The 23,974-nt window shown below is 39.9% G+C and carries 18 protein-coding genes; 9 read left to right on the top strand and 9 right to left on the bottom strand.

Features of this window, described 5'->3' with window-relative positions:
• Positions 1–191: 191 nt before the first annotated feature.
• Genes R1T16_RS01660 through R1T16_RS01650 form a run of 3 tightly spaced genes read right to left on the bottom strand, consistent with a single transcriptional unit; the run spans position 192 to position 1,996 of the window.
• Positions 192–1,235, bottom strand: coding sequence for a DUF932 domain-containing protein (locus R1T16_RS01660; protein ID WP_317499319.1), 1,044 nt, complete (start codon positions 1,233–1,235; stop codon positions 192–194).
• A gap of 25 nt (positions 1,236–1,260) precedes the next feature.
• Positions 1,261–1,671 carry a single-stranded DNA-binding protein gene (locus R1T16_RS01655; RefSeq protein ID WP_317499318.1) on the bottom strand — a complete coding sequence of 137 codons (411 nt, stop codon included), beginning with the start codon at positions 1,669–1,671 and terminating at the stop codon, positions 1,261–1,263.
• Positions 1,672–1,708: 37 nt separating this feature from the next.
• Positions 1,709–1,996, bottom strand: a complete 288-nt coding sequence (locus R1T16_RS01650) for a hypothetical protein (RefSeq protein ID WP_317499317.1) — start codon at positions 1,994–1,996, stop codon at positions 1,709–1,711.
• Between the two features lie 232 nt (positions 1,997–2,228).
• Between R1T16_RS01650 and R1T16_RS01645 the strand changes: the two genes are divergently transcribed.
• Complete coding sequence (locus R1T16_RS01645; RefSeq protein WP_317499316.1) at positions 2,229–3,026, top strand: hypothetical protein; 798 nt, start codon at positions 2,229–2,231, stop codon at positions 3,024–3,026.
• Between the two features lie 104 nt (positions 3,027–3,130).
• On the opposite strand, the gene R1T16_RS01640 is transcribed toward R1T16_RS01645, so the two are convergent.
• The gene (locus R1T16_RS01640) at positions 3,131–4,312 is read right to left on the bottom strand and encodes a cation:proton antiporter (protein WP_317499315.1); all 1,182 of its coding nucleotides are present in this window, start codon (positions 4,310–4,312) and stop codon (positions 3,131–3,133) included.
• Positions 4,313–4,613: 301 nt separating this feature from the next.
• Between R1T16_RS01640 and R1T16_RS01635 the strand changes: the two genes are divergently transcribed.
• A complete protein-coding gene (locus tag R1T16_RS01635) occupies positions 4,614–8,609 on the top strand; it encodes a T9SS type B sorting domain-containing protein (RefSeq protein ID WP_317499314.1) in 3,996 nt (1,331 codons plus the stop codon).
• A gap of 149 nt (positions 8,610–8,758) precedes the next feature.
• Entirely contained in the window at positions 8,759–9,247 is a 489-nt protein-coding gene (locus R1T16_RS01630) for a hypothetical protein (protein WP_317499313.1), read from the top strand.
• Positions 9,248–9,282: 35 nt separating this feature from the next.
• On the opposite strand, the gene R1T16_RS01625 is transcribed toward R1T16_RS01630, so the two are convergent.
• On the bottom strand, positions 9,283–9,828 hold the full coding sequence (locus tag R1T16_RS01625; protein WP_317499312.1) for a hypothetical protein: 546 nt from the start codon (positions 9,826–9,828) through the stop codon (positions 9,283–9,285).
• A 618-nt stretch (positions 9,829–10,446) separates the two neighbouring features.
• Here R1T16_RS01625 and R1T16_RS01620 point away from each other — a divergent pair.
• Entirely contained in the window at positions 10,447–10,752 is a 306-nt protein-coding gene (locus R1T16_RS01620; protein ID WP_317499311.1) for a helix-turn-helix domain-containing protein, read from the top strand.
• A gap of 30 nt (positions 10,753–10,782) precedes the next feature.
• Here the strand turns inward: R1T16_RS01620 and R1T16_RS01615 are convergent, their stop codons facing one another.
• The 3 genes from R1T16_RS01615 to mnmE all read right to left on the bottom strand — a co-directional run bounded on the left by R1T16_RS01615 (position 10,783) and on the right by mnmE (position 14,113).
• A complete protein-coding gene (locus R1T16_RS01615) occupies positions 10,783–11,925 on the bottom strand; it encodes a site-specific integrase (protein WP_317499310.1) in 1,143 nt (380 codons plus the stop codon).
• Positions 11,922–12,485 carry a helix-turn-helix domain-containing protein gene (locus R1T16_RS01610; protein WP_317499309.1) on the bottom strand — a complete coding sequence of 188 codons (564 nt, stop codon included), beginning with the start codon at positions 12,483–12,485 and terminating at the stop codon, positions 11,922–11,924. The genes R1T16_RS01615 and R1T16_RS01610 overlap by 4 nt, the downstream gene beginning before the upstream one ends.
• Before the next feature lie 230 nt (positions 12,486–12,715).
• Positions 12,716–14,113 (bottom strand): tRNA uridine-5-carboxymethylaminomethyl(34) synthesis GTPase MnmE, encoded by a 1,398-nt coding sequence (gene mnmE / locus R1T16_RS01605; RefSeq protein WP_317499308.1) that lies wholly within the window; start codon positions 14,111–14,113, stop codon positions 12,716–12,718.
• A 250-nt stretch (positions 14,114–14,363) separates the two neighbouring features.
• Here mnmE and R1T16_RS01600 point away from each other — a divergent pair, with 250 nt between their 5' ends.
• The 4 genes from R1T16_RS01600 (at position 14,364) to R1T16_RS01585 (ending at position 19,746) form a co-directional block, all read left to right on the top strand.
• Complete coding sequence (locus R1T16_RS01600) at positions 14,364–15,983, top strand: hypothetical protein (protein WP_317499307.1); 1,620 nt, start codon at positions 14,364–14,366, stop codon at positions 15,981–15,983.
• Between the two features lie 126 nt (positions 15,984–16,109).
• A complete protein-coding gene (locus tag R1T16_RS01595; RefSeq protein ID WP_317499306.1) occupies positions 16,110–16,946 on the top strand; it encodes a universal stress protein in 837 nt (278 codons plus the stop codon).
• A gap of 64 nt (positions 16,947–17,010) precedes the next feature.
• Positions 17,011–18,783 (top strand): MutS-related protein, encoded by a 1,773-nt coding sequence (locus tag R1T16_RS01590; protein ID WP_317499305.1) that lies wholly within the window; start codon positions 17,011–17,013, stop codon positions 18,781–18,783.
• Between the two features lie 114 nt (positions 18,784–18,897).
• Positions 18,898–19,746 (top strand): alpha/beta hydrolase, encoded by an 849-nt coding sequence (locus R1T16_RS01585; protein ID WP_317499304.1) that lies wholly within the window; start codon positions 18,898–18,900, stop codon positions 19,744–19,746.
• A 78-nt stretch (positions 19,747–19,824) separates the two neighbouring features.
• Here the strand turns inward: R1T16_RS01585 and R1T16_RS01580 are convergent, their stop codons facing one another.
• Entirely contained in the window at positions 19,825–21,624 is a 1,800-nt protein-coding gene (locus R1T16_RS01580; RefSeq protein WP_317499303.1) for a glycoside hydrolase family 15 protein, read from the bottom strand.
• A gap of 80 nt (positions 21,625–21,704) precedes the next feature.
• On the opposite strand from R1T16_RS01580, the gene R1T16_RS01575 reads away from it, so the two are divergent.
• A complete protein-coding gene (locus R1T16_RS01575; RefSeq protein ID WP_317499302.1) occupies positions 21,705–23,942 on the top strand; it encodes a bifunctional alpha,alpha-trehalose-phosphate synthase (UDP-forming)/trehalose-phosphatase in 2,238 nt (745 codons plus the stop codon).
• Positions 23,943–23,974 lie beyond the last annotated feature (32 nt).

The raw sequence follows: 23,974 nt of genomic DNA, 5'->3' as shown, positions 1-23,974 counted from the left end.
AGCCATCATTGTAAAGAGCGTCTGTATAGCTGCGATTGCCGGGGCGTTGCCCTCGAATGCAATCATATTGCTGCAAAAGTTTGCCATAATCAAATCATTTTAAAAGTTTAGAATTCCTGCACCGATAAACCTATCCCTCCGGTTGCAGGGGTTATAATGGGCAATCGCATCAATGCAATTGCCCCTTATGGTTAGTTATAGTTGAAGATATCTTCACCAATTTTCTCAAAAGAAGTGCAAAGCTCAAATGCTTTCTGCGCTTTTAACTGCGCTGTGCCACCCATTACAATGGACTGTAATTTAGCTTCGCTGTCTTTGTAATTCCGAACGTTTTGGTAGTATCCTGTGACGGCATTGTACGCTCCGAACAATGTTCCTTTGGTGGTATCCATTTGCTGTGATTCGCTTAGCATCGCATAGGAAAAAGCATCATCCACCGTGTTTTTAAATACGGTCGAAAGTTCGTCCTGCGCATCTTTTTTAATTAAATCAAAGGTTTCTTTGTTTGGGCACAATGCTAATTGTATCAGTTTTTTAACTTCTGAATCAGTTACCTTAACTTTCGCCCAGTTATTAAAGATGTTTTCTAACTGGCTGCTAAGGGTGTTGGCAAGCCCCATCACCTTGTGTGCGCTTTCCAATCGCCCTTTCGCACCTGATGTATGACGGATGCGAACGGTATTAGTCATGCTGCGCAATGATGCGTTCAAGGTATTTTGGCAAACGATACGTATAGGGGTAAAAGCAGCAGTAATGCTTCCGCTTCCGTCATGTGAGGTTGTCAGGAAAATATACTTTTCAGTTATATCGTCACCATTGCCCACACGGATATAGTCAGGGAGCTTGGCTGTTATGAAAATGCGCTCACCGTCACCCAAAGCCCCTGCCGTTTCATACAGTATACCTTCGCCACCACCTACTATGGCATCAAAGAATGCGAAGGCCTCATGGTTTTGGACAATATGGTAATCTTTCCCTACACTTGAACCCAAGACCATTTCATTATCTGTCCTGTAGGTAAAAAAACTGCTGTCGGACACTATGGTTTTACCGCTCGGCAGTTCGTGCCTGTTTGCCTTTTTAGCAATTTCATAATTAAGCCCTGCATATTGTATTGCTTCGCTGCTTGTAGGATAGTCCTGAACTATTTGACCTAAGCCATGCCATGCTTTTTGCTGAACACTGAAAAAAGAGTATGTTCCTGTTTTTTCGTCGAAATTTAGGTTATGTGCCATGATTTTTAAATTTTAGATTAGATGATTAAAATGGGAGGTCGTCGTGTATGGTTTCATTTCCTGTCACCTCAATATTCTTTGCCCTGTTGGTGTCCTGTCTGCTTTCGGTTGTAGGGTTTTCTCCTTTTTTGCCACCGCCATGCAGTTTGATTTGGGAGGTTAGGAAATTCAACGATGCCCTTTGCACACCATCTTTTCCTGTCCATGCCCTTGCGCTCACATTGCCTGTAAGCTCCACTAATGTTCCTTTGGTTAAAAATGTTGCAACCTTGGGGCTTATCCAGTAGGCACAGTCAAAAAATGTTGCCTGCTCAACACTTTCCCCTTGTTTATTTCGGTAATTCTCATTGGTGGCAATTGAGAAATTAACCACCTGTTTTTCATTTGACAGGGTATGCACCTGCGCATCCTTTGTCACTCTTCCGATAATGTTCATACTTCATTTTTTTAATTTGATACAATCCAGTATAGCTTTACTTCCTTCCCGTCTGCTCGCTTTCGCTTCGCGCAATTTTTTCCAAAAGAAAAACCGGAAAAAAGAAAGCAGGTATATTGTGCACGGAAAGCGGGAAAACAAAAGGAAACGGAATAAGTCCCAAAGGGTGGCTTGTGACGTAGGAGCTAGCCATTATGCCGTAGTCTTTTGGATTTCCTATTGACTTTCCGCGCATTACATTAGCTGCCTTTTTATCGGTTTTGTAATGGAAAATGGATTTACCATTTTTAAATAGATTGACTATAGTAAGGGCAGTAGACTGCACAAAAAGCAAATTTGTGAGAATGTCAGGTTGAAACATAGCCAGCTTGCAGCCTAGAATATACTTAGCTTAGTTACAGTGCTTTTAAAAGGGGCATCAATTATTATTAATAAGCAGCTATTTTGAAATACTGCCAAATCAACGTGTTTTGGCCTGTTTTATAGGCACGTTAACAATACACTAAAGTGGTAGCCGGAAAGGGGAGATATATGTAACTTAGGTTAAAAAACTTATTATGGCTAATTACTTAGTTATATTGTACCGTGCCGGCAAAATAGATTTTTCGTTGAGTCAGGATCAGGCAATGATAGAGGCGCATGAGAAGTTAGTGCCGCATCTACAGCACAATGAATTTGAATTTATAAGTGTAGAGCCTTGGACCGCTTCAGATAGCGCATCAGCTGCAATTCATCATCCTTTTGGTGAAGAAAGTGTCATCCTGAAAATTAAGATAAAGCTTAACGACCTGGAACTGCAGTCTACTGAGGCGATAATGAATAAAATTAAAGCCAGGATGCTGCGTGGGCATTTTTATCTCGAAGAAATTTCCAATGCTGTGCACGGCTCGGAACAGCTTATCTTTATATTCTCAGAACTGCAAAGGCATCATCGCTATACTGTAGCATTCCACTATATGGGCGCGCTGGAAAGCATTGAGAAGGGTGCAAGTGAGGATGAGATAATAAAGGAAATACAGATGCTTTTGCAGGCAGGAGAAATGGCATTGGGTCACTATGATATAGCAGATATTGAGGATCTGTCGGGCACACCTTGTGAAGAAATTGAAATATCAGGAAATGAAACTATCATAAAAGTGCATGTGATGATCAATGAATTTAATATTGATTTTGATGATAGTGAAAGCATTTATTATTACGTACTGGGAGAACTGGACGGCTGCGGCTGCCGCTTGCGATATAAATATACCTGTGAGGGTTCTAAAGGAAATGCAACTTTTATAGGGGTTAGCGTCCACTGCAGCTACCAGCCATTGGCAATTGACGATTATGATGACCTGATACAGCAATTATAATGAGAGCTGCCTCTGTATTTCTGCTTATACTCCATAATTCGATAGTGGTATAATCAATCATACTTTTGTAATGGCAGCCTGCAGCCCATATATCAAGACCCGGATTATTTTCCCAATGGCAGTTTTATAATGGTTGCACTTTTAAAGATAAAGGCCTGAATTATTTTGATCCATATGGCACTAAGCATCATGGTTAGGGCAATTACGGCAAGTGTTATCTGATGTACTGACTCGTTAACCGTTCCCAATTCTTTAGCCAGGGTTACCAGCACAAAACTAAATTCGCCGATTTGAGATAGAAGAGCCCCGGCATATACGCTGTCCCTCCAGGTTTGGCCAGTCATGCGAAATACAAGCGCATTGATCAGGCTGTTAATTAAAAGCACGCCAAGTGCGAGGGCGCCTATAACCAATAGATTGCCTGCAAAAAATCTAATATTGATCTGAAGGCCTACTGATATGAAAAAGAAGGCCAAAAAGAATACGCGAAATGGTGTTAAGGCATTATCTAGCCAGTGTGTGGATCTGTCCTGGCCAATAAATATACCCGCCATAAATGCTCCAAGAGCCGGGGACAGCCCGAAAAACCAGGTAATCCATGCCATTCCAAAGCAAAGTAAGAAGCCCACAAAAACTTGTAGGTCATGGTCTTCCCCTAATTCTGTCATCAGTGGTATTCTGAACATTTTCCTGGCGACCGCAGCCCAAAGGAATACGACGCAAAGTAGAGCACCGCAGCACACCTTTAGAATTTCAAGCAGGGGCATAGCGTGGCCGGCTGTTATATTTAATATAAGCATCATCGGTACAACCAAAATATCCTGTAGGAGCAGCACGCTGCCGGCTAAGAGCCCTAAGGAGGTATGCATTTCATTATTTTTGCCCAAATACTGAAATACTATTGCAGAACTGCTTAAGCTGATAATAAATGAAAGAAGTACTACAAGTTTGGTATTCCACCCAAAATAAAAACTCAATAGATATATAAATAGAAAGCTAAAGCCCACTTGGATGAGAACTGCAGCCAGTGGGCGGAAAAATCTACGGGTGAGGGCACTGAGGTCTATTTCAGCTCCTACGAAAAACATCAGTAGGACTACGCCAAGTTCACCAATACCTGTAATTGAGTCACTTCGATCAAAAATAGCAAGGAATTCGGGACCGAGTAGAATTCCCGCAAATATGTAAGCGACAAAATAGGGCTGATTTAGCCTGCGCAATACAAGCACCAGCAACAGTATAATAAGCGACATTATAGCTAACCCTGTTATAAGCTTTGAAGCCATTACATTTAAATTTTAATATCTTCTTATAAACAATTTAAGTTCTTTGCCCACTGGATTATTTGCGTGGGCAGTTAAAGCTGCCAAACAAAGAAAATACCAGTTAGGCAAGAATGCCAAATTTTCAGATTAAGGTGAAAAAATGTCATCAAGAATAATGGAAATGAAATTGTATTAAGATACTGCAATGTGCTAAGATAAATTTCCTGAGCGCGGACATTAGAAACGCCGATGAAGATAAGAACCAATTTTAGCATTCTGAGAAATAAAATCTTTCATACATTTGCATCGCAATACATTACAGATGAAAATTTCAGTTCTCCTTCTACTTCTTTTTGTTTCTATAAACCTTTCGGGGCAGGATAAATCCAAAGGCTTCATCGAGAATAAGGGCCAGATTTTTGATGAGACAGGAAAAGTGAACAAAAGGGTTCTATATCTATTGAATACCAAGGGCCTAAACGTCCAGCTAAGGAAGGACGGATTTTCATATGACGTATATGAGCCTGCTGACGCGGATGATAAAAAGATAAAAAATCTCCAAAGTGAAGCACCCCAATTCCATTTTCAAAGGATCGACATTGATTTTATCGGATGCAATCCAAAGACAGTTATTAAGGCTGAAGGCAAGTCGTCTGACTATGACCACTATTACACTAATCCCGGGGAGTCTAAAGGCATCTTATTTGTGCACAGTTATAAAAAAGTTACCTATTATAACATTTATAACGGGATAGATGTGGTCTTTTTTATACCGGAAAATTTGACAAAGCCTGTAGAGTATAATTTTATTATTCATCCTCAGGGTAAGGTCAATGATATCCAAATGAGGTTTAGAGGCGCCAAAACCAGTCTTCAAGATAATAAAATCAGTATGGCTCTACGTTTTGGGACCATGGAGGAGGTTTTGCCTTTAAGTTGGGAGGAGGGCCAAAGCGGAAGGAAAGAAACTTCGGTCAGGTATAAAAAAATTAAAAACAATATATATGGCTTCTCATCACATTCGTCTGCGGATAAAACAGTGATAATCGACCCTGTACCAATGCGACTCTGGGGAACATATTACGGTGGCACAGGCAGTGATTACCCCCTTGATGTGGTAACAGGCCCCGGCAATGCTGTTTTTATGGCCGGCAAAACATCTAGTACTAACAATATTGCAACTACAGGAACATACCCTGAGCCTTACTTTTTATACAATGGCTTTATTACTAAGTTTGATACCGATGGCACCCGCCTTTGGGGAATCTATTATACAGCTATACCAGCATTTTTAAATGTTGATGCAAACTCAAATGTCTATTTTACCGGAGCCGCATCTTCCACGGTAAATAATGTTACCACATCAGGCAGCCACCAGCCTGTAAGTGTTGGCTATTATGATAATGCATACCTTGTAAAGCTTAATGATGAAGGAATCAGGCAATGGGGGACTTTTTTTGGAGGAGAATCCACTACAAAAGGAAAATCTATCTGTTTTGATAATGACAATAATGTATTCCTTGCCGGTGTGACTGACAGCCATGACCATGTAGCAACTCCGATGGTTCACCAGACAGAACATGGTGACGGCTATTTGGACAGCGATGGATTTCTTGCCAAATTTACTCCTGAGGGCGTTCAAACCTGGGGAACATATTATGGTGGCATCGAAAGCGATGAAATAACAGCCTGCCTTTTCTCTGAAGATAATCATATTTACGTTCTCGGCAATACCCGAAGCGCAGGGGGTATTTCAACTTCTGGCAGTTATCAGCGTCTCATGACGGGTTATAGCTCTGGCTTTATCGCCAAAATTACGGCTGAAGGCCAGAGGGTATGGGGAACTTATTTTGGAGGAAGCCAGTATACCGGCATTACAAATGCAAAGATGGCAGGAAACTATCTGTATTTTTTTGGGCTTACTAATAATACAAACCTGAATAGTACAGGGACATTCAATGCCGGTTTCCAGGATATAGAGATGGATTACGGCAGAAGTTCGTATGTCGTAAAATTTGATGTTGATGCTTCAAGCCAGGTTTGGGGTACTTATTTCAAAGATTATATACAGGACCTGGATGTCAGCCCGAATGATTATGTTTATTTTACCGGTTCAACTGATGAAAATACAGGCATTGCGACACCAGGCGCATTTTTAGAAGCTAATAGCTATGGTGAGGCATATCTTATCAAGCTTGATGCTGTAGGGCAAAGGGTTTGGGGCACCTATTATGGAGGTAATCTTATGGAAGATTTTTATGGCGAAGGCAATTACTGCAACCACGTTGCCCTGGATGCTAATAAAAATATTTACATAGTTGGGGATACCTGGGGAAGTACCAGCGGTATTGCAACGCCCGGAGCGCATCAGACTACACTTGGTGATACTTACAGGGATGCTTTCCTTGTAAAATTTCAGGATTGTGAAACACTGGTGGCAGCTGGCAGCAATTCTCCAGTATGCATAGGAAAAGATATTGAGCTTACGGCTACAGGCGGAACGGCATACTCCTGGTCAGGGCCAGATGGATTTGCATCCACACTTCAGAATCCCGTGATTGCCAACGCTGACATCGCGAATAATGGCCTCTACACCTGCACTATAACCGGAACAGGCAATTGCGACGGCGCTATAAATGTACAGGTTAGCGTCGGCGATACTATCGCGCCTGTGCCAAACAATGCCTCATTGCCAGATATTACCGGAAACTGCGATTCCCTTGTAGTTCCCTATCCGCTGGCTACAGACAATTGCGCCGGAGCTATTACGGCAACAACTGCAAGCCCCTTGGCTTATACTGTTTCAGGAACCTACACCATAACATGGGACTATTCTGATACAAATGGGAATATTTCCCACCAACAGCAAACCGTATTGGTGAGCCAGCAGCCACTACCGGTTGCAGCACCTGAAATAACCCTCTGCTTTAAGCCACAGCTTACCCTGGCTGACATTCCCATTACAGGGCAAAACGTAACCTGGTATAATGCCCAGGTTGATGGCAACGTACTACCGGGGACGACCGCCCTGTTGAGCGGAACAACATATTATGCGTCTCAAACTATAGGCAGCTGTGAAAGCCAGCGAAAGCCTGTGACAATCACAATACGCAACACTCCTAAGCCAGAGGGCGAGGGGCAGCAAAATTTCTGCAAAAACCTTAATGCAACTCTTGCAGATTTTATCGTCAATGGCAGTGATATAAAATTTTACGGTCAGGAGACAGGTGGTACAGTTCTACCATTAGCTACTGTGCTAACAGACGGATCCATCTACTGGGCTTCGCAGACCATTGAGGGTTGCGAATCTATCCAACGTCTTGAATTGACTGCAAACATTATTGACGAGCTGCCCGCTTCAGATTATGAGGCAAATGTTTGCGATGATTTTAATGACGGCATCGAGATAATTGATCTTACGCTGTACAGTGATTTTCTCATTCCCGATAGCATAAATTATAGCTTTGAGTACTATACATCTGCTGTAACAGCCCAAGATAAAGATTCTTCAGGAGCTATTGCTGACTACGGCCATTATGATCTCCGCCAGCAAAACAATAGTGTATATGTAAGGGTTGAGTACAATTCATTATGCTATAAGGTGGTACTGCTGAAGATTAATTTAATACCATCACCGGCAATTACCATAAAAGATTCATATAGCTTGTGCGAAGACGGAAAAGTAAGCATTACAGCTGATCCTGGGTATACATATAAGTGGTCAACCGGTTCTACCGCGCAGACAATTGTAATTACACAGCCGGGCAATTACCAGGTGACCATCTATAAGGACAATTCTGGGATAGTCTGCTCATCAACAAAAGAATTTAGTGTAGAACTATCTTATAAACCACGTATAGGCCACATTGAGATTAATGACTGGACCGATAGGGATAATGCAATAACTATTGTTACTGCTGCGTCAGGAAATTACGAATATTCAATTGATGGTGAGCATTACCAGGATAGCAATATATTCGAGAATATGGCGGCAGGCAGATATACTGTATATGTTCGCGATAGGAATGGTTGCGGAACAGTTGAAACTGAGATATTGCTGCTGACATATCCTAAATTTTTCACTCCGAACGGCGATGGCATTAATGACTTTTGGTCTATAAAATTATCCTCTTGGGAACCCGGAATGAGCATACATATTTTTGACCGTTATGGAAAAGTTATTACATCTCTATCCAATAATGACAAAGGTTGGGATGGAATGTATAATGGCCAGCCGCTTCCGGCAACCGACTACTGGTTTGTGGTAAAAAGAGCTGACGTAACTGAGCATAGGGGACATTTTGCGCTGGGGAGATAAAAACGCTATAGATGGGCATAATCAATCGACCGAAGGTATGTTTGTTCACAATGATTGTCTAAAATTTCGTGAGCACTTAAACAGCCCGGATATCTTAGCAGGTGTGACAACACTTTAGCCCATAACAATAATGCTAATTAAAATTAATTATGAAGTTTATAAGTTGTTTAGTGTTTTTATTATTTGCATCCTCAACCTTTTCGCAGGATTTGCTTCATATTAGCGAACAGGACACAATTATTTTTATATTACCACAGAATCAAGACTTTAAAGAGCAGACCTTGAACTTTAGCAATTTTAAGTTCAGTTATATAGGAAGCAGACAATACGGTACAAATCAATATACGTTTACAGATCTATTGGGAAGTGGAAGAGTTAGCATGAACACCCAGGATGATTCTCCATCAACATATATGGTTAAAAATAATGTTACAGTTGAGGGGTCGGAATTTTTAAAAAAATATAAAAATTGCATCCTTTCACTTCAAGACATAGAAAAGTATGGCTACATAAAATTCTTCTATAAAATCCTTAAGATTGAAAGCAGAGCGCTGCACAAATATTATGTAGTAAATGAGCCCGATCTGAAAGACAAAAACATAATCCTTCGCAGGACTTATCCTTATTCTTTTGATTAAGAGAGGAATTTTAGGAGTAGTTATATCTTTGATCATTAGCAATGATAATTACCAATCTGGTACAGATTTACTATCCTTAAATTCAGGCGTGTAATTTTTTTTGTACTCACCTCTAAGTCGGAAGCATCTTTTGTAATGCTAATTAGATCTCCATTACTTGTTACTTTATATCTATCCAATGATCTTTTACCTGCTCGCCTGAACAGATGGTTCGCCTTTTCGATTATGATAATGCTATCTTTCAAATTTGAATTATAATACCCAATCTCTCCTTGCGAAAAGGTTGTGAAGATTGAATAATTCAATGCGGAACTGCTATTGTAAATGATGTATTGGCCATTTTTAAAAAATCTAATTCCAGAATGTAGCTTATAATCTATGGATGGGTTTTCATAGTATCTGTGATAAAGACAGTTCTGATCAATTAAATTCGACATTTGAGGTGTGAAACTTTCTTTATATTTCATCTCTTTCAGGAAAGATCTTCCATTATGTTCTTTAACTGAATATGATTGCCACTCCTGCATTAAATAGCATCCCTGAAATATAAAAACTGCACTCAATAATTTTATTTTTTTCATGATCATTATCTTGTAAACTGTACAAAAATCTGCGCTAAAAAAGAAATTAATGCAATATGGTTAAAGTTAAATCGTCAGCACAGCTGGTATTGGTCATCGGAAATTTAGTGATTTTTTTATTCTTTTAATAGATTCACCAAAATGTTCGTGTTTTTTATTAAGGCGAATGTCAATAAAGATTATAGTAAAGGACTGCTAAGCCATTTGCAATTTTTTATGCGGGTTTTAACCATCAGGATACCTTATTAGAAGTCAGCCATGGCGATACCACAACCAAAAATAACCATCTTATTGTGTTAGGCCTGGATTTTATTAGCATAAGCAAAGCACCCTAACGGAAGAGCATTAACAGGAAGAAGTTTTAGAATTAGCGGCGATATCTATCAACATTTACGTAAAAGTTTCAGCACCGAATTAATTAATACCATTCATATCTAAAATGTATTCTAGTATTCATGAGAATTGAGGCTTAGGATAAATTTTTCAGGGATACACAGTTGAATCATAGAGGAAACTGTAAGTCAAAGTGTTCCTTTAGATATCAGGAGGTAAATAAATATTCTTTGTAGAATAGCTTTACATCCTAATTTCTTATAAGAATGATTAAAATATTTAAATATGAAACCTTATACTTTTGACCAGCTGCCGAAAATGATCAGCAATCTATACGCTAAGATGGAAAATATAGAGAAACTTTTGCACGAACTCTCAGGAATAACGGTAGAAAACGATGAACTACTGACCATTACTGAAGCTTCTGACATATTAAAACTTTCGGTGGCGACAATCTACTCAAAGGTTAGTAGAAATGAGCTGCCTTATAATAAAAAAGGAAAACGACTGTATTTTTACAAATCAGAACTCACTGCTTGGATAAAATCAGGGAGAATTAGCACAAATGATGAACTGATAAAAGAAAAGTGATGTCTCATATATTTTAATGCAGAAAGGGGACTACCAAAACTTAATCTTCTTGGTAGCTTCCCTTTTAGTTTCGTCAATTACTTTGGCGTAAATTTGTGTTGTTTTTATGCTTTTGTGCCCCAGCATTTTGGATACCGTCAATAAATTAGTTCCTCCTGCAATCTGCAACGTCGCATAGGTATGTCGGAAGCAATGAAAGGTTATATGCTTCTTTATTCCTGCTGCCGCTACCCATAGTGGCACTACGCGGTCAAAATCCCATTTCTTTAGCCCGGGAAAGATTTTTTCCTCTGGATTTCGAGGCTCCCCTAATATTTCAAAAGCGTTTTCAGATATGGGCATAGTTTCCTGTTTTTCCGTCTTCTTTTGGGTAAAGCGTATGTAGTAACCGTCATTAAGGGTATGTTGCACATCTTTCCATTTGAGCTTAGCTATATCGGAATACCTTATACCTGTAAAAATTGCAAAGAGGCTTACCCTCTTCACAATTTCTTTTTTGCAGGGTGTCTTAAAGAGCATAGCAGCCTCCTCAAGTGTGAGATAGTTTCTCTGCGATTCTTGTTCATTAATACCTTCAATCCCTGAGTTTATATCTCTTTGCAATAATCCTTCTTTATAGGCCTTTTTGAGTGTCGCTTTCAGTTTATTAAAATACGATAAGGCAGTATTTCGCGCAATTGTCTTGTCACCGTTTCGACGGTTTTTAGCCGTAAGGAGATAATCACGGTAATCATCCACAAAAGAAATGGTTAGATCTTGGAAAAGTATATCTTTACCGCGCAGAAATGCTTCAAAATGGCGTATGGCCGTGTCCCAAATATCCCAATTGCTTCCAGTTCTTTTATCGCCCTGTTTTTTAAAGTAATCAAGAAATGACTGCTGGCCAATTGCTTTTATGCGGAGCTGCTCCAATTCGAATGGCGTGTATATAAATTCCTTATTCACTTCGTTTTGGCGCCGTGTACAGATGAGTTCTGCCGTGCGCTGGTGTTCCGAATTCTTCACTTTTTCAGTATAGCTTTTTGGCTTATCATACAGGTACAACTTCAAAAATTCACGCCTGGTGTATTTTCCAGTCTCCGGATTCAATATAGGAGGGAAGAAGTCGAGGTATAATGTCTGCCTTCCTTTACTGATAGCCTTGCTTCTCAATGTTACACTTATCCTTTTCATATCTGCACTGCATTAAATATTATATCCAAATCTGTTTTGGGAACATAGGTAAATTTTCCTATGCTGTATTTCAAAATTCCATGACGGTGTATCAAATGATACAACGCAGCAGGAGATATGTTGAACTCCGACTGCGCCTGGCTTATTGTATAGCAATTAGCAATACCGGGAAAAGCCTGAACAGGCTGCAGGGTCTGTTCAATTATTGGCACAGCAAAGAACGCTTCCAGATCACATTTTTTGATGACGGTACGTGTCCCGAATTTTGCAATGTTGAGGTGCCCCCGGTCAATAAGCCGGTAGATTGTCCTTCGGCTTATCCCGAAGAGTGTACTCGCCTGGGTTATGTTTAGGAACTCACGCAGCTTGATTTTCTCAAGGTCGGCGTTGATTACCTTAATGGTTTCAATATTACTGGTCTCTATCTTCTGATTGCGTACAGCGGCTTTATACCCCCGGCTGTTGCATTTGTGGGAACAGTACTTTGTCTTTGTTGTTTTGGCTGTGAATTCCTGCAGGCAGAAATCACAGATCCTGGTGATCCTGATGTTGGTGCTCATATACGATAATTTGTGCCCCAATGTGCCTAAGTGTGCCTCTGTGTGCCATGTTTTCGCCTCAAAATTGACCACGGTGTCCGTTTTCAAAATGAGGTACAACTGGGGTACAAACTTTTACCAAATATCACCAAATAAAGATAAAATGGACAAAAATGAAAAACCAGCTAAATTGCTGTTTTATAACAATTTAACTGGTTTTGTTTGTGTTGATTTGCGATGCTTTGTGCCTGCTATTTACCGATGCAGAAATTAGCAAATATATTACCTAACAATTCGTCATTGGTAACCTGTCCTGTAATCTCTCCAAAGTAATATAAAGCCTGTCTTATATCTATAGCCATCAGGTCGGCGGGAAGATTTGACTGTATACCAAACTGAACTTTATGTACTTCTTCTAATGCTTTAAATAGTGAATCGTAATGCCTTGTATTAGTTACTATTGTTTCGTTTTTTATTAATGCACCCGTATTGACGAAAGATAACAGCTTATTCTTAAGTTCTTCAATACCTATATTATTTTTTGCGGAAATAAGAAACAATTCTGGAATAGCGTTTAATATAGCATCAGTTTGTTCTTTGTTAAGTTTGTCGGCTTTATTCCCTATTATAATAAGCGGTTTTAATGGGAACTGGTTCTTAACCCTTTCAAATTCAATTTTAAGCCTGTCAAGTTGGGTTGAGTCTGAAGTAAGTTCAAATCCGTCAACCAGGTAAACAACTACTTGTGCCTGTTCTATTTTTTCAAAAGTTTTTTTGATACCAATGCTCTCTACGACATCTTCTGTTTCACGGATGCCTGCGGTATCAATGAATCTAAAGCCAATGCCGTTTATTACCAGTTCGTCCTCTATAGTATCTCTCGTCGTTCCGGCAATATCAGAAACAATAGCACGCTCTTCGTTTAAAAGGGCATTAAGCAGCGTTGATTTTCCAACATTAGGTTCGCCAACAATAGCTACAGGTATGCCGTTCTTGATAACATTCCCTACTGCAAATGAGTCGATAAGGCGCTTAAGTACAAAAGTAATTCGTTGTAATAATTCGGTAAATTGTGAGCGGTCTGCAAACTCAACGTCTTCTTCAGAAAAATCAAGTTCAAGTTCAATTAACGACGCAAAATTTAATAGTTCTTCGCGCAGCTTTGCAATTTCGTTTGAAAATCCACCGCGCATTTGCTGCATTGCAATTTGATGCGATGCCTCGTTATCTGATGCTATTAAATCTGCTACAGCTTCTGCCTGAGAAAGGTCGAGCTTGCCGTTAAGGAAAGCGCGAAGCGTAAATTCGCCTGCGTTTGCCATCCGCGATCCGCTGCGTAGTAATAACTGTATTATTTGCTGCTGGATATAGGTAGAACCGTGACAGGAAATCTCAACAGTGTTTTCTCCGGTATATGAGTTAGGTCCTTTAAATAATGAGAGTAAAACCTGGTCATATGTTTTTTGCCCATCGGTTATATGTCCAAGATGTATAGTGTGTGTTCTTTGACGGGTAATGTCTTTACCGCTTACCGAAGCAAATACTTTTGAAGCTATAGTAATGGCATCATCGCCTGAGAGTCTTATAATAGCTATTGCTCCTGAGCCTGATGGCGTGGCAAGGGCAACAATTGTGTCCTGAGGAATCATAAAATACCTTTTTTGCAAAGATAACTCTATTTTACCGCACAAAATATTCGCTTTACCTCATTTTTTATATTGTATAGATTTACTAACATACATTTGTCTCATCAAAACAAAAGATCATGGAAAACAACGTATTCTTCTCAATTGGTATAGATGTTTTGGTATTTTACAAAGGCACATGCAAAGAACAGGTTAAATGTTTTTTTGAATTGGCACTTAATTAATATTTTTGGAAAACTAAATTTTTTACATAATGAAACTTAAATTTTTACGCGGCGCTACCTTACTAGCTATCTTATTTGCTGTTTCATGTCAGAATGACGACGACAGGGCAGGTGATAACAACACTCAAAACGGTGTTGTCTTAAACACAGACGCACAATCTTTAAACGAACGTATCAGCTACGATAATGCAGGAGTACTTTCTATGAGAGATGACAGTGCTGAGAATGGAAGAACAGAGCAGGTTGCGGGAACACTTCCATTAGTGCTTGTTGCAGAAGTAGCTCCTCCTACATATGGTGGCGTAAAGCTTAAAGCAACTCACGTAGCGATTAACGGTAACTATGCATATGTTTCTTATAACGTAGAAGGCGAACCTTACGGAGGCGCTATAGATGTAATAAACATTTCTAACCCTACAGCTCCGGCATTAGTCGTTCAGGCTTTATTCCCTAATACAGATATCAGCAGTGTAAGATATGATAACGGAATGCTTTATGTTGCCGGTGCTAGAAGTACAGATGCTTTTCCAACAGCAGGTACAGCAGCATTTAGCGGTGCTATGACCCTTAACAATGGACTTTTAAGTACAAATTTCGTTCAGAAATCGTTAGCAGGTAATACTGGTACATCAGTAACATCTACTTCATCTAAATACTATGCTGTATCAGGTAACAACGGATCACTTTACCAGCTTAACAAAACATCAAACAATATAGAAGTTACGATTCCTGTTGCAGATCTTAGAGCTGTAGGCGCTAATAATAACAAAATTGTTGTATTAAGTGGTACCCAGGGCGTAAAAGTTTATAATGCAGACGGTTTAACTCAGATAGCATCATTCAACACATCTCAGGATGCCCAGAACGCAAAAAGAACTGTTGATTTCCTTGGAACAACTTCAGTACTTGTGTCTGAAGGTTACAACGGCCTTGGAGTTTATAATATTTCTACCGGTGTTAAATCGCAGACTATCGCTGTACCTACAAATGTAACAGGTGTAATTGCATCAGATATTACTACAAACGCAGTTTCTGTAAACGATACTAATGTATTTGTTGCAAACGGCGGTGCAGGTATGTACATCTACAAAAATACAAACCAGGTATTAAGCTTCTTAGGTTCTATATCCCTAAGCGGAAACAGCTCATGTAACTACCTTACAAGCTCAGGTGACTACATCTTTGCCGCAATGGGTAACGGAGGTCTAAAAATAGTTAAGATGGTAGCAAGCTCAGTAGATTGTACGTCTTTCCCGCTATACCTTGGCCTTTCTGCTAACTTAAATGTAAATTCCGGTGAAACAAAACAATACCAGGGTGCAGCTGCTCTTGCAACTGTAAATGTAAATGCAAACCTAACATGGTGTGGTTCACTTTCAGTATCTCAGGCGCTTAATGTTAATAGCGGTGGAGTGTTCTACATAAAAGGCTCTCTTGCTCAGGGTACTGTTCTTTTTGGTCAGCCACTTACAGTAAATGGTACTCTTAAAATTGAAGGATCAGTAGTTGTCTATGGTAACCTTGTTCTTAACAGTAATTCTAAAGTTGAGTTTGTAGGTTCAGGTTCTTCAATTACTATCTTTGGTAACGTGACTAAAGGAAGCAATGTAACCATAACAGGTAACTATACTTCTAACAAACTAAACTAATTTTAGAAAAATATATACCAAAGGCTGCCAATTGGCAGCCTTTCTTTTTTAACAAAACCCTTACAGTTTTGCTTAGGTATGGCACAGTAAATTTTGTATTTTTATGGTGTACCAATATCGTCAACCATGAAACAAATACTTTTTCCTACCGATTTTTCTGAAGCTGCAAACACAGCTTTTATATATGCACTGCGGTTTGCAGATTCTTACGGCGCAGAGCTGGTGGTTCTGCATGTCTATGATCTGCCAATTGTAGAAACACCTCCACTGCCGGAATCTACAAAAGAGATATTTGATATTGTAGAGATGAACCAATTTGAGAGTTTTAGGGAACAGCTTCCTGAATTGCACCAAATGGCAGAGAGAAGAAATCTGGGACATGTTAAGATGCGTAATGTATTGCTTTATGGTGATTTGATTTACAATATAAATAAGGTTTGTACAGATGAAGCAATAGACCTTATTGTAATGGGAACTAAAGGTGCTACAGGTCTTAAGGAAACCTTTTTAGGTTCTTCTACCGCATCTGTAATAACAAATGCAAAGGTGCCGGTACTGGGTATTCCAGCGGAGGCCGAATATCACCCTATAACAAGTATTGCTTTTACGACCCAATATAAAGATAAGGATAATGATTCTCTTTCCAGAACACTGGATATCGCTCATAAATTTAACGCATCGGTGCTTTGCCTTTATATTAAAAATGAAGATGACCCGGCAGATATCGAAGAACGCATAAATGAATGGAAGATATACTACAGAAGTGAAAAGATTGATTTTTATAATATTGCGGGAGACGATATAGAACAGACTATACTTGATTTTATAGACAACCAAAATGTAGGCCTGTTGGTAATGCGTACACATAAGCGTGGTTTCTTTGAGAGTTTGTTTCATCGTAGTCTAACAAAAAAAATGGCATACCATTCAAAAGTGCCGTTACTGGTATTTCACGAAGAGTAATATACATCCTGCCAATACTACGGCAGGATTTTTTTGTATTATATTTGTTATATAACAACGCGATATGGAATTCTACAAAAATCGTAAAGCTGTTTATGAACTCGAACTCAAAAAGCTTACTACGCGGTATAACATTATAAGCGCTTCACGGCTGCTGATGGCAATAGGAGTATTTTCTTTTGGGTACTATGCCTTTAATGCCGAAAAACCGTTGGTATTTACCTGTCTTATGCTGTTTTGTGCAGTAGAGTTTGTCCTTTTAATGAACCGTCATGCCCTTGTTCGCAACAGGAAGCTGAGGGCAGGAGCACTCGTGAAAATAAATCAGGAAGAAATGGATTATCTGGATGGTAAATCTATACCTTTTGATAATGGAAAAGCTTTTATAGATTTTACTCATCCTTACTCACACGATCTTGATGTTTTTGGTGACAGGTCATTATATCATAACCTTAACCGCGCCCAAAGTTACAGGGGAAGTATAAAGCTGGCCGAATCCCTTACACAGCTGTTGCCAATTGATGATATCCTTTTAAATCAGGAAGCTGTAAAAGAATTAGCTGGAAAGCTCGAATTCAGGCAGGAGATTATGGCACTGAGCCGTGTGAATAAAGAAAGTGAAGACGTTTATCAAAAGCTGATGCTATGGACGAATGGAGTTTCAAAAAATACGCCTTTAATATCTAATCTTACAGCTTACATTTTACCTATATCTTTTGTTGTTTCTGTAATAGCATATATTGTAACTTCAATTAGTACATGGAGCACTGCCGCCGAGTGGCTATTCGGTTTTAACCTGTTATTTATTTTGTTCCATGTAAAGGCTATAAAAGCCGAAATGAAAGACACAACAGAGATAGACAACATAATTCATCATTACGGACTCATAATTGAACAGATCGAGAAGGAACCCTTTTCGTCTGAAAAATTAAAAGCAATACAGGCAAAACTGAATGCGGGCGAAGGAAGCGCCGGAAAGAAAATAAAAAAACTTGCAATATACTTTTCCAGGCTTGACAGCATGGATAACGTATTTGGAGCTGCCCTCATGAATGGTGTAATGTTATACCATTTTTACGCGTTTAAAAGCTTGCTTAAATGGAAAAAGGAAAACGCTGCTGCAATTGCCGGCTGGCTTGAAGTTATTGCAGAAATCGAAGCCTTGGGTAGCCTTGGAAACCTGTATTATAATAATCCTGATTTTACATTCCCAACCATAAATACAAATTATAAAATTGAATTTAAAGGCCTTGCGCATCCCTTGTTAAATAAAGAAAACAGGGTAAGGAATGATATTACTTTCGATTCCGTATTTATGATACTCACAGGATCTAATATGTCGGGTAAAAGTACATTTCTTAGAAGCCTCGGTATCAATATGGTGCTTGCAGGGGCGGGTGCACCTGTATGCGCTTCTGCTGCTAATGTTCATCCTTTGCCGGTGTTGGTTTCTATGAGGTTATCTGATTCACTTTCAGACAACGAGTCGTATTTCTTTGCAGAGGTTAAGCGCCTCAGGTATATCATGGATCAGCTGGCTGACAAAATGGCTTTTGTGCTTCTTGATGAAATACTGCGAGGTACAAATTCTGACGATAAGCGCACCGGGACTGTAAAAGTCATAAGGAAGATGATTGCGCTTAATGCTGCCGGTGCGATAGCAACCCATGATATTGAAGTTTGCGAACTTGCAAAAGAATATCCTTCACAATTAGTCAACCGCTGTTTTGAGGCGCAGATTGAAAATAATGAGCTTTATTTTGACTACTGCCTGCGCGATGGCATTTGTCGTAATAAAAGTGCTACATTCTTTATGGAGAAGATGGGGGTTATATAAATGTTTTCCCAATTTGCCTTTTATTAACACCTAACAAATTCTTAACGAGGCCTGTAGTGTTTTATGTGGTTAGTAAATTTATAGTTCTATTATTAACCGCAAAAAATTTTATTTATGCCTTTTATTACTACTAATTCGGTAAGCCTTTCAGGCAGCTCAGAGGAAGTTAAGATCTTTTACCAGGACATAGGCAGGGGTAAGCCCGTTGTACTTATACATGGCTGGCCGCTAAACCATGAAATGTGGGAATATCAACTTAATGAACTTCCTAAACACAATATTCGTGTCATAGCTTATGACAGAAGAGGATTCGGAAAATCATCACGCCCTTGGGAAGGGTACAACTACGATAATTTTGCATCAGACTTAAACCTGCTGTTAGAACAACTTGATCTTACAGACGTAACCCTTGTAGGGTTTTCTATGGGTGGTGGTGAGGTGGCCCGTTACCTTTCAAAATATAATGCTAAAGGCAGGGTAAAAAAAGCTGCGCTTGTTAGCGCTGTAACGCCGTATCTGCTTAAAACTGATGATAATCCTACTGGGCTTCCGCAGGAAATGTTTACTGACATAAAACAACAGCTTGAGGACGATAGGCCAAAGTTCCTTGCCGGTTTTGCAAAAATGTTTTATGGTGTACATTTATTCAGCAAACCTGTAAGCGATGAATTCCTTCAGAGAGATATGGTGCTAACGCTCAACTCAGCCGGATATTCTACCATCAAGTCAATGCAGGCATGGTCCACAACAGATTTCAGGGATGACCTTCGCAATATTAAAGTGCCGCTTCTTGTGCTTCACGGTAAAGCAGATGAAACGGTGCCGATAGATGCATCTGCCGAAGAAACGGTTAAGATGGTTCCGCATGCACAATACATCGTTTATGATGATGCCCCGCACGGTCTATTCTATACGCACAAAGAAAAATTCAACGAGGATATAGTGAATTTTATTAATTCATAAATTGTCCCTCTATATATAGTTAAAGCCCTTTCGATAAATAACGAAAGGGCTTTTTGTATTAGGAGTATTTATCATAAATTACCTCACTGCATCCATTACTTCTTCCTCATGGGTTACGTTACTTATATTTATCGCTGTCTCTATTAGCGCGAGGTGGGAATAGGCTTGAGGAAAATTTCCTAAAAGTCTTTTTGTCTTAAAATCAATATCTTCGCTAAACAAACCTAGATGATTACTATAAGATAGTAGTTGATCAAACATTTTCTCTGCTTTTCTGGTTTCGCCTATTTTATACAGGCTGTTAATGAACCAGAAGGTACAGATAGTAAATGATGACGATGGCAAACCAAAGTCGTCTTTATTTTTGTATCTGTATAAAAGTCCGTCGTTGCTAAGATCTTTTTCTATAGCGTGAACTGTAGCGACATACTTAGGATCCATTGCATTTATAAAGCCATAATTTTCCATCAGCAGCACCGATGCATCGAGATCATCTGAACCGTATGATTGAGTAAATGCCTGTACGTTTTCATTCCAGGCATTATCCATTATATCCCTGCGGATAGATTCTTCCAAAGTTTCCCATTTTGATATTTTAGACGTCCTGCCTAATATTTTAGCAACTTTAATGGCTCTGTCTATGGCCGTCCAGCACAATACTTTAGAGAACGTAAAATGCCTTTCTTCAGTACGGAATTCCCAGATACCTTTATCAGGTTCCTGCCAGTGGCTTCCCACTACCCATACAATACCTTTTGTAATGTTCCAAAGCTCTTCGGCATTTTGAATATCGTTGCTAAAATTAACGAGCTGCAGGTATATTACATCCATAAGAATGCCGTATATATCATTTTGGCGCTGTGTAAAGGCTGCATTACCAATGCGTACAGGTTTTGAGTCCATATAACCGCTAAGATGGTCCAGTGTTTCTTCTTTAAGGTCTTTCTCTTTATTGATGCCATACATGATCTGTAGTTTCTCATCCTTATTAGGCATAATATCTATAATGAATTGAAGGTAGTCTTTGGCCTGTTTACGATGGCCAATGTCTGATATTACCTTGACCACCATAGAGGCATCGCGTATCCAGCAGAAGCGATAATCCCAGTTACGTACCTCACCTATAGTTTCAGGCAGAGAGGTGGTAGCCGCAGCAAGTACCGCCCCGGTCTTATCGTAGGTAAGCAGCTTTAGGGTTATCGCGCTTCGCGCTATCTGGGCATTGTATCTTTTATAAGACGTAGTGCTGTCTGACCAGTTAAGCCAATACGTTTTGGTACGCTCAAATTCAAGGTATATCTTGTTTACCGTCTGGTCGAATATTTTTTCATTATAGGCTAACAGGAAAAAGCCGTCTCCGTTAAGTTCTATTGGTGTGCCATCGGCTACAGCCTGCTTATCAAAGCTTGTGTGTAAAAATAATGAATTGAATTTGGCACTGTTGGTGAGGCTTACTATGTAATCGTTTTTAACATACGTTACGGTATGCCCGGCAGCATATTCCAGCTTTGGGTCATATTTAACCGTAAATAACGGTTTGCCTGAAAGCCGTTTGATATAACGTATCAGTTCCGGTGGTGTGTTGTAAGAACCATCCTCTTTGTAATATCTGGGCATGAAATCGTTTATCTCAAACGCATCGGTACCATTACTAAAGATAGTAACCAGTATCGCTGTATTCTCGATGTAGTGCTGGCGTATAGTATAGCTTTCATCGGTTATGATCTCAAAGCTTCCCCCGATTTTCTCGTCAAGTATTTTCGCAAAAACCGATGATGAATCGAACTTTGGAAGACAGCACCATTCGATAGATCCGGTGTCTGAAATCAACGCTGCACTTCTGCAATTTCCGATTATGCCATAATTTAAATTTTTCATAAAGTCTTTATTTTACTAGCCTTTCGGCTCATTGTTCACTAAATTTATAAAAATCAAACCTTAACCGCAAATACTTTAGCATGAATAAAACAATTATTGTTTCTAACCGACTGCCTGTAAATCTTAAAATTGATAACCGCCAATTGCAGGTAGAAACCAGCGTAGGCGGACTGGCAACGGGTATGAAGTCTGTGCATTCTGAAGGAAATGGCATCTGGATAGGGTGGTCCGGACTTACAGAAGAACAACTTGATGCAGAACTTACCGAAAAAGTAGATGAAGCACTGCAAAAAGAAAAATGCGCTACTGTAAGCCTGACCGAAAAAGATGTTGAAAATTTTTATTTTGGCTTTAGCAACAGGACGCTCTGGCCTATGTTTCATTACTTTCAGGAATACACCGAGTTTGAACTCGAACAATGGAACTCCTATAAAGAAGTAAACCGCAAATTTGCCAATGAAGTTTTGGCGTATGCCAATGAAGGCGACATGATCTGGGTACACGACTATCAGCTTATGCTCGTACCGCAGATGATTCGGGATAAAAATCCTGCTCTTACTATAGGCTTCTTTTTACACATTCCCTATCCGTCATACGAAATATTCAGGACGTTCCCATGGCGTGAAGAACTGCTTAACGGAGTGCTCGGCGCTAATCTGGTAGGTTTTCATACCTACGATTATGTCAGGCACTTTTTAAGTTCGGTTAAGCGCATTAAAGGGCTTGAAACCAAATTTAACGATATCGTTTATGATGGGCGCACTGTAAAAGTGGATTCATTCCCTATGGGGATTGACTACAACCAGTTCAACAATGCTGCGCAGGAGCATAAAACAAGGCCTGAAGATAAAAAGTCTGACCTTATGCGTAAGCTCGAAGAGCACAGCCTCCACTTTGGCGATAATAAACTTATCCTTTCCATAGACAGGATGGACTATACCAAAGGTATACCTAACAGGATTCTTGCTTTTGAATATTTCCTGAATAAATATCCTGAGTACAAAGAAAAAGTACGGCTCGTTATGCTTGCTGTACCGTCACGATCTAATGTGCCGCAGTATCAGAAGCTAAAGCGCGAGACAGACGAGCTTGTAGGGCGTATAAACGGGCAATTTGCCACTGTTAACTGGACGCCTATCTGGTATTTTTACCGCTCTATGCCTTTTGAAGACCTTATTGATCTTTACGCTTCATCGCAGGTAGCACTTGTTACGCCTATTCGCGATGGTATGAATCTGGTTGCCAAAGAATATGTAGCATCCCGGGCAGACAACGACGGTGTATTGGTATTAAGCGAAATGGCAGGAGCGGCAAAAGAACTGCATGAAGCGCTGCTTATCAATCCGAACAATTTTGAGCAGATTGCCGACACGTTAAAGTTTGCTCTTGAAATGCCTCCTGAAGAACAGTCCAGCAGGATTGTGCAGATGAAAGAAAGGATTTCCCGATACAATGTGGAAAAATGGTCGGAAGAGTTTATGAAGGCGCTGTATTCATCAGCTCAGGAGCCGGAAGTACAGGTTACACGGGAACTTACCACCGAAGTATTTGCAGCTATGGGCAATGACTATGATTCAGCCCAAAAAAGGCTTTTCCTTCTAGATTATGACGGCACCCTCGTAGGGTTTAAAAACACTCCTGCCGAAGCCTTTCCTGACGATAAGCTTTTTGATTTATTAGACAGCCTTGCTGCGGATGAAAATAATGAGGTTGTAATTATAAGCGGTCGTGATCATGATACTCTCGGGAAATGGTTTGGGCATAAAAATTACACGCTTATTACCGACCATGGTGTCTGGTTGAGGCGTAAGGGCCGCGACTGGGAGGCAATAGAACGCGTAAAAAGTGATTGGAAGGAAAACATACGCCCCATCATGGAAACGTTTGTAGACCGTACTCCGGGATCGTTTATTGAAGAGAAAAACTATTCGCTGGCGTGGCATTACCGCAAGGCAGATGGCGAATTGGCAGATATACGTGCCAAAGAACTTGAGTTTGTGCTTAACAGCCTTATAAGTAACAATTCGCTTGCGGTATTAGAAGGTAATAAAGTATTGGAGATCAAAAACAGCAATGTGAATAAGGGGCGTGCTGCAGGCAGGCTGCTTGCCGGTGCAGCTTACGATTTCATTTTTGCGATAGGCGACGACTGGACCGATGAGTATATGTTTGAAGAGTTGCCTGTTTCGGCATATACTGTAAAAGTAGGCAGCGCTAAAACCCATGCCCGCTTTTATGTTAAGGACAATAGCAGTGTGCGCCTCATACTGGAAGGCTTTGCAGGAAGCAAAACGGTTCAGGAGCAGGTATATAACTAGTACAACAATTATGACAAACTGCTACTTTTTAT

Source organism: Flavobacterium sp. DG1-102-2 (assembly GCF_033042555.1).
In the GTDB taxonomy this organism is placed as follows: Bacteria; Bacteroidota; Bacteroidia; order Flavobacteriales; family Flavobacteriaceae; genus Flavobacterium.
The sequence above is the reverse complement of the archived record's forward strand: the minus strand, read 5'-3'. Positions and strand labels throughout refer to the sequence as shown.